18 protein-coding genes are annotated in these 14,762 nt (G+C 61.8%); 5 read left to right on the top strand and 13 right to left on the bottom strand.

From position 1 onward, the window contains the following. Positions 1-140 precede the first annotated feature (140 nt). Genes IU397_RS00525 through ubiA form a run of 4 tightly spaced genes read right to left on the bottom strand, consistent with a single transcriptional unit; the run spans position 141 to position 4,204 of the window. The gene (locus tag IU397_RS00525; protein ID WP_204409463.1) at positions 141-923 is read right to left on the bottom strand and encodes a glutathione binding-like protein; all 783 of its coding nucleotides are present in this window, start codon (positions 921-923) and stop codon (positions 141-143) included. An 11-nt stretch (positions 924-934) separates the two neighbouring features. Further along, positions 935-1,264: a hypothetical protein gene (locus tag IU397_RS00520; RefSeq protein ID WP_204409461.1), complete on the bottom strand. Its 330-nt coding sequence runs from the start codon at positions 1,262-1,264 to the stop codon at positions 935-937. Beyond that, the gene (locus IU397_RS00515; RefSeq protein WP_204409459.1) at positions 1,257-3,179 is read right to left on the bottom strand and encodes an OmpA family protein; all 1,923 of its coding nucleotides are present in this window, start codon (positions 3,177-3,179) and stop codon (positions 1,257-1,259) included. The genes IU397_RS00520 and IU397_RS00515 overlap by 8 nt, the downstream gene beginning before the upstream one ends. A gap of 59 nt (positions 3,180-3,238) precedes the next feature. Continuing rightward, on the bottom strand, positions 3,239-4,204 hold the full coding sequence (gene ubiA, locus IU397_RS00510; protein ID WP_204409457.1) for a 4-hydroxybenzoate octaprenyltransferase: 966 nt from the start codon (positions 4,202-4,204) through the stop codon (positions 3,239-3,241). A 15-nt stretch (positions 4,205-4,219) separates the two neighbouring features. Here ubiA and IU397_RS00505 point away from each other — a divergent pair, with 15 nt between their 5' ends. The 4 genes from IU397_RS00505 (at position 4,220) to IU397_RS00490 (ending at position 7,587) form a co-directional block, all read left to right on the top strand. Further along, the gene (locus IU397_RS00505) at positions 4,220-4,933 is read left to right on the top strand and encodes a 16S rRNA (uracil(1498)-N(3))-methyltransferase (RefSeq protein ID WP_204409455.1); all 714 of its coding nucleotides are present in this window, start codon (positions 4,220-4,222) and stop codon (positions 4,931-4,933) included. Next, positions 4,930-5,634, top strand: a complete 705-nt coding sequence (locus IU397_RS00500) for a hypothetical protein (protein ID WP_204409453.1) — start codon at positions 4,930-4,932, stop codon at positions 5,632-5,634. Before IU397_RS00505 ends, IU397_RS00500 begins: the two co-directional genes overlap by 4 nt. Further along, a complete protein-coding gene (locus IU397_RS00495; protein WP_204409451.1) occupies positions 5,631-6,131 on the top strand; it encodes a hypothetical protein in 501 nt (166 codons plus the stop codon). The genes IU397_RS00500 and IU397_RS00495 overlap by 4 nt, the downstream gene beginning before the upstream one ends. An 85-nt stretch (positions 6,132-6,216) precedes the next feature. After that, on the top strand, positions 6,217-7,587 hold the full coding sequence (locus tag IU397_RS00490) for a glutamate--cysteine ligase (protein ID WP_204409449.1): 1,371 nt from the start codon (positions 6,217-6,219) through the stop codon (positions 7,585-7,587). Here the strand turns inward: IU397_RS00490 and IU397_RS00485 are convergent. The 9 genes from IU397_RS00485 to IU397_RS00445 all read right to left on the bottom strand — a co-directional run bounded on the left by IU397_RS00485 (position 7,581) and on the right by IU397_RS00445 (position 13,706). Further along, positions 7,581-7,976: a hypothetical protein gene (locus IU397_RS00485; RefSeq protein ID WP_204409447.1), complete on the bottom strand. Its 396-nt coding sequence runs from the start codon at positions 7,974-7,976 to the stop codon at positions 7,581-7,583. The two genes, IU397_RS00490 and IU397_RS00485, sit on opposite strands and share 7 nt — an antisense overlap. A gap of 202 nt (positions 7,977-8,178) precedes the next feature. After that, positions 8,179-8,574 (bottom strand): hypothetical protein, encoded by a 396-nt coding sequence (locus tag IU397_RS00480; protein WP_204409444.1) that lies wholly within the window; start codon positions 8,572-8,574, stop codon positions 8,179-8,181. A 13-nt stretch (positions 8,575-8,587) separates the two neighbouring features. Beyond that, complete coding sequence (locus IU397_RS00475; protein ID WP_204409442.1) at positions 8,588-9,025, bottom strand: hypothetical protein; 438 nt, start codon at positions 9,023-9,025, stop codon at positions 8,588-8,590. Then, a complete protein-coding gene (locus IU397_RS00470; protein ID WP_204409441.1) occupies positions 9,022-9,447 on the bottom strand; it encodes a hypothetical protein in 426 nt (141 codons plus the stop codon). Before IU397_RS00470 ends, IU397_RS00475 begins: the two co-directional genes overlap by 4 nt. Before the next feature lie 89 nt (positions 9,448-9,536). Then, positions 9,537-10,064 (bottom strand): GbsR/MarR family transcriptional regulator, encoded by a 528-nt coding sequence (locus IU397_RS00465; RefSeq protein ID WP_370541585.1) that lies wholly within the window; start codon positions 10,062-10,064, stop codon positions 9,537-9,539. A gap of 71 nt (positions 10,065-10,135) precedes the next feature. Next, complete coding sequence (gene plsY, locus IU397_RS00460; protein ID WP_204409438.1) at positions 10,136-10,744, bottom strand: glycerol-3-phosphate 1-O-acyltransferase PlsY; 609 nt, start codon at positions 10,742-10,744, stop codon at positions 10,136-10,138. A gap of 27 nt (positions 10,745-10,771) precedes the next feature. Continuing rightward, positions 10,772-12,058, bottom strand: a complete 1,287-nt coding sequence (gene pyrC, locus IU397_RS00455; RefSeq protein WP_239479514.1) for a dihydroorotase — start codon at positions 12,056-12,058, stop codon at positions 10,772-10,774. Between the two features lie 33 nt (positions 12,059-12,091). Continuing rightward, entirely contained in the window at positions 12,092-12,613 is a 522-nt protein-coding gene (locus tag IU397_RS00450) for a hypothetical protein (RefSeq protein ID WP_204409436.1), read from the bottom strand. Between the two features lie 142 nt (positions 12,614-12,755). Further along, positions 12,756-13,706: an aspartate carbamoyltransferase catalytic subunit gene (locus IU397_RS00445; protein ID WP_204409435.1), complete on the bottom strand. Its 951-nt coding sequence runs from the start codon at positions 13,704-13,706 to the stop codon at positions 12,756-12,758. Between the two features lie 96 nt (positions 13,707-13,802). On the opposite strand from IU397_RS00445, the gene IU397_RS00440 reads away from it, so the two are divergent. Further along, positions 13,803-14,624, top strand: coding sequence for a uracil-DNA glycosylase family protein (locus tag IU397_RS00440; RefSeq protein ID WP_370541584.1), 822 nt, complete (start codon positions 13,803-13,805; stop codon positions 14,622-14,624). Positions 14,625-14,762: the final 138 nt, after the last annotated feature.

Raw genomic sequence — 14,762 nt, 5'->3', positions numbered from 1 at the left:
GTCAAAGGGGCCGTGGCCTGATTTATGGTCACAGGGACACGGTCGGGTTGGGATCGGGCCCTGTCATAGCGCCCCACGAGCATGCCAGTCTTTGGCGCAGTCCATCACGGTCTGGGCAGGCGCAGGCCACATTGCCGGGATCAAAGCGACAGTGGCAACTCCAAGTGCCGCGCATAGATCGCGTCACGATGCTTCAGAAGGATCGGATCAAGCGCTGCTTCAGTCTCTGGATCCGTGGTTTCAAATGCTGTCCGGGTCTGCGCGCGCATCTCACACTGGGCCTGCGGCAAGGGTCGAAAAAGCGCCATCGCCGTGGCCAGATAAATGTCCACGCAGCTGATCCCGTCCCCCATCAGGTAATCGCTGCCCCGTGCCCGTTGCGCCTTGAGCCGCGCCGCAAAAAGGCCAAGAAGGGCCCGGATCCGCTGTGGTGCGGTCTGTGCGATATTGGCATCATAGGCATATTTGGCAGCCAGATAAGCGCTCACCATGGCACTAAAGCCACCCCTCCCGTTCAGGCCGAGATGGGTCAGCCACAGCCGCCTTGACCACGCCAAACCATGTTCGCCACAGATTTCATGGGACAGACCGATGGCAAGCGCGCGATCAACCGGATCCTTGGGAACCAGCGCGGGCGATGGCGCCAAACGCTCTGCCAAAAGCAGGATGTCGATCCAGCGGTCACGCGGGGGTTCCTTATCATACAAGACAACGGGCGCGCTTTGTCGTCCGGTCCATTCGACCTGCACGGGGTCGGTCGGGTCCAGACGCGTCGCCACCCAAGGCAGGTCCTTGACGTGCCAAATCCCCTTGGCGGCCTCCCCCCAGGGGCTTGGCACACCCTCCACCACGGTCATCCGCAAACCGGATCGCGCGATGGCAGTGGCGGTATCAACATAAGTAACCGGCATAGTCCCCGACATGCCGGGCACCCTCAGGCCCCGACGTTTTGACGTTCGATATAGGCGCGCAATTCCTCGGCTTCCTGCCGGGCCTCGCGCAGTCCATCCATCGCAGCTTTCAACTCCGCCTCGGTCTGGGACAACTGATTGGTCATCTCGGCCTCGCGCTGCTGCAGATAGGTGATCGCCTGATCCCGCGTCTCCTCCGCCTCGTGCAGCGACTGTGCCATCTTGTCCAACTCACCCATTTCCGACTGGGTCACCCGAGTGATGCGATGGATCACCCAACTGGCAAACCATCCCAGCAAAAAGGCGACGAACAAAATGATCGCCGTCACCAAGATAAATTCAGTTCTATTCACTGGCCGTCTCGTCTTCTTCTTGGTCTTCGCTGGCTGCGGGCTGTTCAGCAGGATCCTGCACCGGTCCGATCACCTGAACCGCGTCGATCAACCGAAACTCGATCCGGCGGTTGGCTTCGCGGCCCTCCTCCGTGTCATTATCCGCAATCGGCGTGGTTTCGCCATAGCCCCGAGACGTAATATTTCCGGTCAGCACGCGCCGTTCAATCAAGGCGTTCAAAACGGCATCGGCGCGTTGCTGGCTGAGGGAGCGGTTCATTTCCTCCCGACCCTGACTGTCGGTGTGACCCCCAATCTCGATATCCATGGTCACCTTGCGACAGGTTTTGAACACCTCGGCAACGCTGTCCATGATCCCTTGCGAGGGCCCCGCCAGATCGGCCGAGCCCGGCTCAAACGTGATCTTGCTGGTGGTCAGGATTTGGTTGATCCGGGTCAAACACTCTTTCGGTGTGGGAATGGCTGCCAGCGGATCCAGCTTTTCATCATAGCTGACCGCGATCTCAAAATTCTGGGCATCGCCCAGACTTTCCGACAGCAGACGTGACACGGTGTCACTCGCATCCTTGCTGCCGCTGGTACCGCGCAGTTCCAGATAATCGGGCTGCACCACGACCGAACCATGGGCCAATTCCGAAAGCGCCTGAAGCCCCGCCAAGACCCGAATGGGCCAGCCTTCGGGCAATTCCGGGTCAAGGCGCGCCGCAGCATAAACCGATTTCGTTCCGAACCGCGCGCGGGCAAAGCTTTCAACGGCCTCTCGCACCTTGGCATCGGTCAGCCGCCCGCGCAGCTGCACCTGGCCTTCGGGGCTCCGGGTCGCCACAAATTCGGGCGGGCCGCTATCCTGATCGCCTGTCCCGTCTACTTTCACCGGCTCCGGCAAAACGGAATACAGCGAAAAGACCTCCGGCAGGTTGCTTTCCAGCTCGCCAACAACGCGGTCAAAATTGGATTGCGGCGTGCTGGGCAGGGCAACCAGCGTGATATCCACGTCCGACATGGTCACAGATCCACCACCCAGTTCGCCAACGGCCGCTATCGCCTGTTCCGCCGCTTCAGACCATTCGGTCGTGGGCACACCCAGACCCAGGGTGCAATCGGCCTTCCCCTCCAAACCCAGCTTGCGGGCCGCCGCCAGGATGCGCGCGCGGGAGACCTGGCTTTCAGCCGAACAGGCATCAAATCGCGGTGCGATCCCATTCCCAACATCGCTGGTAAAGCGCAGGGTGAATGGCGTGATAACGGGCCGCGGTGCCGTGATGTTGAGGGCCAATCGCAGCCCGCGCGGGGCAGAGCGGGCCAGCCGCGTCTCAAGCCGGCTTTTCTCTGCACCATCGCGTGAAATGGCCGTGACGCGCACCTCCCCCGCCGCAATGGAAATCTTGGACCGCGGCAGATCCTCCAGCGCCTCCAACCCGAACGACACGGCCTTGCGCCATCCGTCCGGCTCGGGATAGTCTGCGGTTTCCAACAGATCGGTCACCCGCACCCCATTGGCCAGGTTTTGGATCGGATCGATGATCTCGGCCCGGTCGAATGCCGCGGGCACAAGACCGATCAGGGAAATCCCTTCATCATTGCGCAGCAATTCGACCGAAAAACGCGGGGGCGCCAGAGGTTCCGCGGCCTTGACATCCATCCCGTCGATCACGCGGGTCGCATCCACGATGCTTCCGGTGACCGCTACGGCACGCAGGCGCAATGCCTCGCTCGGGGCGGTGCCGGTCAGAATCACTTCCAAACCATCTGTCTGGACATCGGCCCAGTCGTGACCCGCATCCAGCAGAGCCGTCTTTACGGTGGATCCCGATACGCGTTCGATCAGCCCCGCTGACAGAACGGCGGAACCGACAGCCACCAAAGCGGCAAGGACAAAGGCAGATATCGTCAGGATCTTGGGACCGAGGCGCATGTCATCCTATCAGGCAATTTCAATCCAAACGGTGTAGACCGCCACCGCCACAGGTTCAATCATGCGAATAAAACAAGGCTAAGAAACGCCACAGGGATCAGCCCTGCATCACGGTTCGACAAAAAGGCGGACCAGCAGCTCTCCGGCTCTTCCAGATCAACCCGGCTCAACTGCCAGGTCATGTGCCACCCCATCGCCCATGCGCCCCCCAACGCCAGGGCCAAGGCAACCGGGTTGGTTGTCGTCCCCAAGGCGAGGATGATGGCCAATGTCAAAAGCAGGACGGTCGCGACCATGAAACCGCGCAGCCAGGCGCGGCTGTTCTCACCAAACAGGCGGGCGGTTGATTTGACGCCAATCATGGCGTCGTCTTCGATATCCTGATGGGCATAGATCGTGTCGTAAAACAGCGTCCAGGCGATCCCGGCAAGGTACAGAAAAACCGGTGCTACCGACAGGGACCCGGTATGGGCGGCCCAGGCCAACAAGGCGCCCCAGTTAAAGGCCAACCCCAAAAACACCTGGGGCCACCAGGTGAACCGCTTGGCGAAGGGATAGATCGCGACCAGCGCAAGCGACCCGATGCCCAGCCAGATCGCCGTCGGATGAAAGGTAAGCAAAATGCCAAAGGCCAAAAGCGACTGGATCACCAGCCAGATCATCGCGCCGCGCACCGTCGCCTGGCCCGACGGGATCGGGCGGGAACGTGTGCGCGCAACCTGGGCATCGAAATCCCGGTCCGTGATGTCGTTCCAAGTACAACCCGCCCCGCGCATCAGAAATGCACCGATCGCGCAGCCAAGGGCGATCCACAGATCTTCCCACCGCGGATCCGTCGACGATGCCGCCAGCAAAAGCCCCCACCAGCATGGCAGCAATAACAGCCACGTCCCGATGGGCCGATCCGCCCGCGACAGGCGCAGATAGGGTCGGATCGCCTTGGGCGCCAAGGTATCGACCCAGTTTCCGGCGATGGCGTCGGCGACCGTATCCGTGTTCTCTGGAATATCCAGCTGGCTCCCCATAGGTTGCCCCTTGTCATGGCTATGATCCGCCTCTTTTTAAACCAACCGCTTGCGTCTGGCGAGCGTGTCGCGCTGTCGCGGGACCAGGCGCATTACCTCTTTGGGGTCATGCGTTTGGGGGCCGGGGCAGAGCTTTTGGTGTTTGACGGGCGCACTGGCGAATGGCGCGCGCAGGTGGCAGAAGCGGGCAAACGCGACGGCTTGTTGATCTGCGTCGAACAGACCCGTCCCTTGCAAATGCCGCCCGACCTGTGGCTGCTCTTTGCGCCGATCAAAAAGGCACGCACCGATTTCATCGTAGAAAAGGCGGCAGAGATGGGCGCGGCCCGCATCCTGCCCGTTCAGACCGAATACACCAATTCGGAACGTATCAGGCAGGATCGCCTGCAAACCCACGCCATTGAGGCGGCAGAGCAATGCGGCGGCACCTTTGTGCCGGAAGTCGACGCATTGACCAAGCTGGCCGATATCCTGCGCAACTGGCCCCCCGACCGACGGTTGATGTTCTGCGACGAGGCCGAAGTGGGCAGCGGCCTTGTGTTGAACGGCGATCCCGGCCCCTGGGCCATTGTGATCGGGCCGGAAGGGGGATTTTCCGATGCCGAACGCACCCGCCTGAAGGCCATGCCGCAAAGCGTTCCCGTCTCCCTCGGCCCCCGCATCTTGCGTGCCGACACAGCCGCGGTCGCCGCCCTGACACTCTGGCAAACGCTGTTGGGGGACTGGTGATCACATCCCACCAAACCCACCTGACGCTCTACTTCGCGCACGATACCGACCGCGCCGTGATCCTGCGGCGGGGGCCCCGCAAGGACACCCGCATGATCCTGTGGAACACGGGCACTGACACATTCGAAGACGGGCAATGGCTGCGCCAGGATTTCGACCTTGGCCGATGCGCCCTCTCCCCGGACGGGTTGCATTTTTTGTTCATCGGGCGGGATTGGCGGCGGTCTGTACAGGATGGGCAGCATTTCACGGCGATCAGCCGCCCGCCCTACTTCACCGCCCTGTCGCTTTATTGGCATCGCAACCCCTGGATGGGGGGCGGGCGTTTTCTGGATGCCGGTCATGTCCTGTTGAACCCGGCCTTGGACCCGGTGCAAGACAGCCTTGGCGCCGCAACCGGCCTGCGCCGGGTCATTCAAGGCGACCCCGGCAAAGGATGCACCAGCGGATTGCGCTACCCGAACGGGGAACCGATGGAGATGTCGCTGGACCTGCGCGCCCAGATCCTGAACGGCGTGCAACCGCCGCAACAGATCCCTCCCTACATCACCAAGGGTGGAAAGCTGTTCCGCGTGACCGAACTGGAACACATCTTGATCCGCGACCTCACGGACATGACCTTTGAACCGATCCGCGCGCCCTATGCCGATCACGCCCCCACCCCCGATGCCTGGCACCCGTTGGACCCCAAAACCCCATGAGCTTCATCCGTCCCGAACTGCGCGACGGGCTGGTCCGCTGGCGCGAGGTGATCATCGCAACCGGGGCGGCCGGGTTCGGCCTGCTCCTCTATTCCCAGGGCGGTTATGTGTTTGGCGTCCTTGGGATCTTGCTGATGATCGGCGGTGGCGCGGGGGTCTGGGTGGCCCTCCGGCGGATGCGGTTTGCGGCAGATGGTTCCGCCCCCGGCCTGGTCGAAATCGATGAAGGCCGCATCACCTATCTGGGTCCCTATGGCGGCGGGGTGGCAGAGCTTGACCTGTTGACCCGCATCCTGATCAACCACGACACGGCACAACCCGGTTGGGTCCTGCATTCCGGTGATGGCAGCGTTTTGACCGTACCGCTGGCGGCCGAGGGGGCGGAGGCTCTGTTTGACGCCCTGTCGGCCTTGCCCGGCTTCTCTGCCCGCACGGCCCTGCGCGCCCGCTCCGATGAAGCCAATGCACAGACCCCGGTCTGGAGCAAAGATCTGTGATCCAGCGCACAGAGGACATGCATTGACAGTCCCTCCGATTGGGACCACCTCTTGCGCTTGACCCAAACCGACCGGAGCCAGCGCGATGTCCATTCCTCAATCCGGCGGAGGCCCGATCGAGCATCACAGCCAGCTTGCCGAGTATATGGCCAGCGGATGCAAACCCAAGGACGATTGGCGCATCGGGACCGAACATGAAAAGTTCGGCTACTGCCAGGATACGCTCAAACCCCTGCCCTATGACGGCGAACGCTCGGTCCGCGCCGTGCTGGAGGGTCTGCGCGACGCATTCGGCTGGGATCCCGTGCATGAAGGCGGCCACATCATCGGCCTGACCAAAGGCCCCGCCAATGTCAGCCTGGAACCCGGCGGCGCGCTTGAACTGTCCGGCGCGCCCCTAGAGACGATCCACGAAACCTGTGACGAGGTGAACACCCACCTGGCCGAGGTCAAGGCCGTGGCTGACAAGATCGGCGTCCGCTTCATCGGCCTGGGTGCCGCGCCGGAATGGACCCATGAGCAGATGGATCTGATGCCCAAGGGCCGCTACCAGCTGATGAACGACTATATGGAGCGCGTCGGCACCCACGGCACCCAGATGATGCGCCGGACCTGCACCGTGCAGGTCAACCTCGACTTCAGTTCCGAGGCTGACATGGTCCAAAAGATGCGCGTCGCCATCGCATTGCAGCCCATCGCCACCGCCCTTTTTGCCAACTCTCCGTTCTTCGAAGGCAAGGTCAACGGCCACAAAAGCTGGCGCAGCCGGATCTGGCGCAGTCTGGACGACGCCCGTACCGGCATGGTCCCCTTTGTGTTCGATGACGGCTTCGGGTTTGAACGTTGGGCCGAATACGCCCTCGATGTGCCCATGTACTTTGTCTACCGCGATGGGGAGTATATCGACGCGCTCGGCCAGTCTTTCCGCGACTTTCTGAAAGGGCAATTGCCCGCCCTGCCCGGTGAAAAGCCGATGCTCAGCGACTGGGCCGACCATCTGACCACCCTCTTCCCCGAGGCACGTGTGAAGAAATTCATCGAAATGCGCGGCGCGGATGGCGGCCCCTGGCGGCGTCTTTGTGCCTTGCCCGCCTTTTGGGTCGGCCTGACCTATGATCAGGGCGCGCTCGATGCCGCATGGGACCTCGCCAAAGGCTGGGATGCCGAAACTCGCGACGCCTTGCGCGTCGCCGCGTCGGTCGATGGTCTGCAGGGGGAGGCCAACGGGCTAAACCTGCATGACCTCGCTCGGGAAACCGTGGCGATTGCCCAAGCGGGTCTGCAGGCCCGCGCCCGCCCCGGCGCTGGCGGCCTGATCCCGGATGAGACCCATTTCCTCAACGCCCTCACCGAAACAATCGAAACCGGCCAAACCCCAGCGGACGAACTCCTCGCCCATTACGACGGCGACTGGAACGGTGATCTCAAACGGATCTACGCCGAATACAGTTACTGAATCCTGGCGAGCATCAACCACCGCTCCCAGGTGAGCAGCTGATAGAGGGCAGAAAACAACGCAGCCCAAAGCGGGGCGAACACGGCGCCAAACCCCGTCATAAGGACAATATTGTGGAGGGTCGGTCCTGTTTCATAGACCAACACACCCAAAACAGCGACGCAGACGGGTGTAGCGACCAGATTGGCGACAAAGGCGAAACCAGCCATTTGTGCCGGTGACCGTTTTCCACCCCGCAGGACCATCCAAAAAACCGGGGCACCAACAATCAGGTAAATCGGCCCGCCAGCAGATATGGCCGTTTGGGATGCCATAAAAATGAAATAATGGCCTACTTGCAGGGCGTCTGGCACGCTTTCCTGCATGATACCCAAACGTCCCGAATACATAAAACGTTGCCATCCAGACGCTAGGACCGGAATGACCAATGGGACAATCACAAAAGCGCATAGAAACGCCATCGGATAGGCCTCTGTCTTCTCTTGAGCTTTGCTGTTGGGCAACTCTCCCGACATGACGATGCCTTATTATGAGCAATGGGGATGAAGCGGCCCGACAAAAACGGATCCCTCGTCGGGCCGCGAAGGCGTTTCAAACTGCGGGGTCAGCTTCATGTTCAAGACTGGCGCGTGCGGCGGATCGCACCGCCGCCTTATCCATTGCCTTGGTGATCTGGGCGATCACGTCGCGCATCGTCGCCACGGCCTGGGTGAATCCCAGCCCCAGCGCGAGGCTTGCCAGTCCTAATGCGATCAGCAAGGCCACCGGATCCTCCTGGGGGATCACTGCAATAAGCGCCGCCAATAGGCAGACCCCGCCCGCCCCGATAGCCAGAAATCCGGTGGCAATCGTGATCGCCGCCGACCGGGCGGACGGGCCATTGATGGGGCACGCCCCCAGCATCACGCCGATCTTCAGGATCATAATCGTCAGCGCGATCAAGGCACTGAAGCTGAGCAGAAAGTACAGTCCGTACAGATAGATCATTCTTCCATTCCCTTCATTGTGTGTAAATTGACGGCTTCGGCCCCGCATAGAGCCAGGCAAAGACAGCCCCCCAAAGCGGTGCAAAGATCGAACCGAAGGCCAGAAAGAGGATGCAGATCCCCAATGCATCGGCGATGTCCGGCTGGCCTTCAAACAGGGCGAGGATCGGAAAGGCAACAATGCTGGCCACGGCATTCGTTTTGAAACCAAGCCAGGCAAAATAAGCCTTGCGCCTATGCCCCCGCCGCAAGGCGCGCCACATCACCGGCGTGCCGAACAGCAGGTAAAGCGGCGCCCCCATGCCCAAGGCAAAGATCGGGATCACGGCCCAAAAGGTCAGCAGGGTCACCAGGCAGGGTGCCCCAATGAGCGCCAGTGTGAAGGCCACCGGATCGATGATATCTCGCGCGTCGGGGGCGGCTTGGGCTGGCGACAAAGCGAACGTTGTCATGACGCAATCCTCCCTTGCCCCAGGCCGAAGCCAAACCGGATTTGGGTGTAGATCAGGCCGAACATCGCCCCCCAGAGCGGGGCAAACAGGCATCCATAACCGCCGATCACAAGCGCAATGGACCAACTGGTGTCGGTATCAAAGCCGAAGAGCCATGCAACCAGGAGATAAACAGCCGCCATAGTCAGGTTGGTCGCCAGGGCGAGCGCTGCAAGCACGACCGGATTGCTCCAGTTGCGATCTAACGCATAGATCAGGACCGGTATGCCAAACAACAGGTAGAGTGGCCCACCGCCCAGCACAGAATAAAGTGCGATGATAAACCCGACGGGGATCGAGCCGGTCAAAAGCGCTGCGAACGGCACGCTCACAACCGCTCCCAAGAACGGCGCGCCAAACAGGGCGCCAAGGAAAGCTGTCATGTTAAAGTCAGCTTTCCTGGTTCGTTCAGATCTTTTTGTCTTGGCAGTCATTTCAGTATCTCCTGAAATTTTTGGGCAAATAAAAAAGGTCAGTCGCTGCCGGGCAGGAACCGCGCAATCCGCGATCCCAACTTCAGCGCGCCCATCTGCACCCGGCGGGGCAGTTTGGCGACGTCGCGGTACCAGCTATCGAACATCTCCATCGTCTCCAGCGTCTCGACCATGCGCTGCCGTACCGCCTTGGGGGTGTTGTCGCCTTCGGTGGCTTTCATCAGGTCCTGCATGGCCTCCAGCGTCGGGGCAAATTCCCGCTCCCGCCGTCCTTCGATGACCACATTGACCAGGTCGAACATGTCCCGGACCGACGTGAAGTGATCCCGACGGTCCCCCAACTGACGGCTGACCTTGACCAGTTTCCACCCCTGCAACTCTTTCACCGCGGTCGACACATTCGACCGGGCCAGGCCAAGCGTCTCGCTGATCTCCTCCGCCGTCAGTGGATCAGGGGAAATATGCAGCAACGCGTGGACCTGCGCGACCGAACGGTTGGTGCCCCATTTCGCGCCCATATCCCCCCAGTGAAGGATAAAGTCCTGCATGGCTTGTGTCAGTTTCACGGGTCAGTTCCTGCAGTTTCTGTTAAGACAGAAATAACAGAATAAACAGTTTCGTCAAGAACGATTGGCGCTCAGGGTTTTTGACCGATCTTTGGCTCTGTTCCCGCCTTGAGCCGCGCGATGTTTTCCCGGTGCGCGACAAAGACCAGCACCACCATCACGCCCGCCAGAACGGCCACATGCGACTGGTTCAGCAAGATCGCCCACAGAATTGCAGATGCGGCAGCGGCCAGCGAGGCCAGTGAAGACATCCGCCCCGCCGCCGCCACGACCAGCCAGGTCAGACAACAGGCAAGGCCAACGGGCCAGGACACGGCCAAAAGGGTGCCAGCGCCGGTGGCGATACCCTTGCCACCCTTAAAGCCCAGGTAAATCGGATAAAGGTGCCCCAGAAACGCACACAGACCCGCAAGCTGCGCCGCATCTTCCGCCACAACGGCCCGGATGATCAGCACCATGACCCCACCCTTCGCCGCATCAAACACCAGCGTCAGGAAGGCGGCCAACTTATTGCCCGTCCGCAAGACATTGGTCGCCCCGATATTACCTGACCCCACGTCCCGCAGGTCCCCCAGCCCGAACAGCCGCGCCAACAGCACGCCAAATGGGATCGAACCGGTCAGATATCCGATCACCGCGGCCAGGGCGAGGATCAGGGGGGCAGTCTCGATCAGCGGCATTCCAGGTCCTCTCTTGGGATCAGGGGGTCAGGCGGGCGTGGGGAAAATCCGGTCGCCGCCAATCCAGGTGCCCAGCACGCGGCCCTGCATCCGCTGACCATCGAACGGCGTATTCTTGGATTTCGAGTTCAAGGTAAAGCGGTCCAGGATGAATGGCGCATGGGGGTCAAACAGCACTAGGTCCGCGGGGCTGCCCACGGCCAGCGATCCGCCTGGCACGCCCAGCCGCCGCGCCGGGTTCAGGGACAGGGCGCGAAACAGCTGCGACAGGCTCAGATGACCGGCATGGAACAGCCGCAGCGCGGCAGGCAACAACGTCTCCAACGCCACGGCACCAGAGGCGGCCTCTTCAAAAGGCAGGCGCTTGCTCTCTTCGTCCTGGGGGGTGTGCATCGAACTGATCACATCGATCAGACCACTGGCCAAAGCCTCGACCACAGCCAGACGGTCCTCTTCGTCTCGGAGAGGCGGTTTGACCTTGAAAAACGTGCGGTAGTCGCCAACATCCAGCGCGTTCAATGTCAGGTGATGCACCGATGTCCCCGCGGTGACATCCAACCCCTGACCCTTGGCCCGTTCCAGCGCAGGCAAGGCAGCAGCCGTGGTGATCTGGTCCGCGTGGTAGGCGGCCCCCGTCATCTCGACAAGGGTCAGATCCCGTTCAAGTCCAAGCCGCTCCGCCATGGGCGACACAGCAGGCAGCCCCCTGAGGGACGCAAACTTGCCAGAGGTCGCCGTTGCACCGGCGGACAGGCCGGGTTCCTGCGGATGGCCGATGGTCACAGCACCGAGGGACCGGGCATAACTCAGGGCGCGGGTCAGCACCTTGGTATCGGTTGTCACGGCATCACCGTCGGAAAACGCCACCGCACCCGTGTCTTGGAGAAAACCGATCTCGACCATTTCCTGGCCTTCGCGCCCCTTGGTCAGGGCCGCCATGGGCGCGATGCGCACCCGCGTCGACTCAGCGGCACGGCGGGTGACGTATTCCAGGGTCTCCGGCGTGTCGATCACGGGGACCGTATCGGCACGGGTCACCATCGTGGTCACACCGCCCGCCGCGGCCGCCGCCCCGGCCGTGCGAAAGCTCTCCTTGTGGCGCTCCCCCGGCTCCCCGATCTTGACGCCGATATCGACGATACCCGGCGCAAGGGCGTGGCCATCGCAGTCAACCACCCGCGCACCACCAGGACCTTGCGCTGACGGCGGAAGAACACCGGCGATCCGACCCTCCCGGATATGGAGGCCACCAGGCAGTTCAGTGCCCGCCTCCGGATCAATCAAGGTCGCATTGACCATGTAAAAATCGATCATGTCAGGGGATCCATCGGAGCAAGGCCAAGGCGCTTATCCAATCCAAACGATCAGCGCGGTGAACAGGAACAAAAAGAGTAGCGCCGCCGTCGCCACCATGCCCGAAACCCGCGCTTGGCTCATGGGCTTTTTGGTGCGTTCCTGGGGTTTGGCGGGCTTCGGCGTCACGTCAGCTTTGGGCAGCGGCTTCACGGTATTGTTGGCCGCATGCATGGGCAGTGTCGCGATCAACGTCAGGTCGGCACCCGGTTGAGGGTCGGACGCAACGGCCTTTTCTGGCACCAGCAACACATGGCCCTCCAGATTTGCCAGACGGCCGCGATGCTCCGCCAGCGCGACCTCATCCACGTCAAATGCCTCAACCAGGTACGTCGCCAGGGGCATCTCCGCCAAGGTCGCGACCGCAAAAAGCTCGATCTGGTCCGTGTCAATGTCCCCGCCCCCCAGCCAATCGGACAAAGGCGGCAGATCAGGCACCGTCCCTTCCCGACGCGACAGGCTGGTATGGGTGATATCAAGCGGATGGTTGACCGCAAAAACGTAAAGATCAGGCACGCTCACTGTTTTCCTGTGATGCAATGATATGATGCGCGGATGACAAAGCCGCCGATGATGGCACCATGAAACCCACAAGATGGCCCAATGGCCCGGTCCGGACAACGCCATCCGAGCCCCTGTGAGGACTGTCTAAAGCCGCTCATACCATCACCTCAACCGGGCCCGCGCGCAGGTTGCGGGCCAGCAGGTCCATGGCAGCCATGCGGACGGCGACGCCCATCTCGACCTGTTCCTGGATGACGGAGCGATTGATGTCGTCGGCGATGGTCCCGTCGATCTCGACCCCGCGGTTCATGGGGCCGGGATGCATGACGATGGCATCGGGCTTGGCATGGGACAGTTTCGCGGCATCCAGACCATAGCGGTGGTAATACTCGCGGCCGGACGGAATGAAGCCACCATCCATCCGCTCCTTTTGCAAGCGCAGCATCATGACGACATCGGCGTCGCGCAGCCCTTCGGCCATGTCGTCATAGACCTCCACCCCCCAATCCGCGGCACCGGACGGGATCAGGGTCGGTGGGCCGATCAGGCGCAGGCGGCTTTCCATCTTGCCCAGCAGCAGAATGTTGGACCGCGCCACGCGGGAATGGGCGATATCGCCGCAAATCGCGATGGTCAGACGGTGGAGCCGCCCCTTGGCCCGACGAATCGTGAGGGCATCAAGAAGCGCCTGAGTGGGATGTTCATGCCGCCCATCCCCGGCATTCAGGACCGCGCAGTTGACCTTTTGCGCCAGCAGATCCACGGCCCCCGATTGCGGATGACGCACCACCAGCAGATCGGGGTGCATGGCGTTCAGCGTCAGCGCCGTATCGATCAGGGTTTCGCCCTTTTTGATGCTGGAGGCGGCGACCTCCATATTCATCACATCGGCACCAAGGCGTTTGCCAGCCAGTTCAAAACTGGCCTGGGTGCGGGTCGAATTTTCAAAAAACATGTTGATCTGGGTGAGACCGGCCAGAACATCGGTATGTTTGTTCCGGGCGCGGTTGAGGGTCACGTATTGCTCGGCCAGGTCCAGCAAGGTGGTGATGTCGAGCGGGCTCAGATGCTCAATCCCCAGCAGGTGGCGGGCGTGAAATGTCATTCGGGCCTCCGGTCTGGGGCCGGTTATAGCAGCGCCCGGGCCGGTCACAAGGCGGCGGGTTCTCATGGGCCGCGCGATGGCATAAACGTTGTCCCCGTGGGGACGGACCTGACATATGCTCAGCTGGTGGCGGCGCTGGATTGGCAGATCGAGCTGGGCGCCGATGAGGCGATCTGCGACGCGCCTATCGACCGTTACGGATTGGAGGGTCCGGCGCCCAAAGCCGATGCCTGGACCAAGCGGGACGCGCCTGTCCCCGCGGGGACACACGACAATTTGGCGGCTGTCCCCGCGGGGACAGAACCGGCGGATCTGCCCGATCCAGTGACGGAAGCGCGCCAGACGGCTATGGCCGCGCCCGATCTGGAGGCACTGCGCGCCGCCCTAAGCGCCTATCAACATTGCGAATTGCGCAAGGGTGCCCGCAATCTGGTCTTTGCCGATGGGCGGCCCGAGGCGCGGCTGATGATCATCGGGGAGGCCCCGGGGGCGGAGGAGGATCGGGTTGGCAAACCCTTTGTCGGGCGGGCCGGCCAGTTACTGGACCGGATGTTTGCCGCCATCGGGATGAGGCGCGACGCCCCCGATGTCCAGACTGCGATTTACATCACCAATATCCTGCCGTGGCGGCCCCCGCAGAACCGTGACCCAAAACCCGAGGAGGTTGCCATGATGCGCCCCTTTGTGGAGCGGCATGTGGATCTGGTTGACCCTGACCTGTTGATTTTGATGGGAAACCACGCCTGCCAGGCCTTGCTGGGCAAGCGCGGCATCACGCGATTGCGCGGCACCTGGACCGAGGCGCTGGGCCGCCCAGCCTTGCCGATGTTCCACCCCGCCTATCTGCTGCGCAACCCGGTGATGAAGCGGGAGGCGTGGTCCGATTTGCTGGATGTGCACGCCCGTCTGAGCGGATGACGATCACAGACCGCACGGTGCATTTGCCAAAGGCGCAACATTTCGCGTCTAGCCCGCTGATTTCATTCAAAAATTCAGATGCACAAAGCATACACAACCCGTATGTATTCCATACATACGACCGTATGGTTTTGGCGG

Origin of the sequence: Actibacterium sp. 188UL27-1 (genome assembly GCF_016901225.1) — a bacterium.
In the GTDB taxonomy this organism is placed as follows: Bacteria; Pseudomonadota; Alphaproteobacteria; order Rhodobacterales; family Rhodobacteraceae; genus 188UL27-1.
The sequence above is the reverse complement of the archived record's forward strand: the minus strand, read 5'-3'. Positions and strand labels throughout refer to the sequence as shown.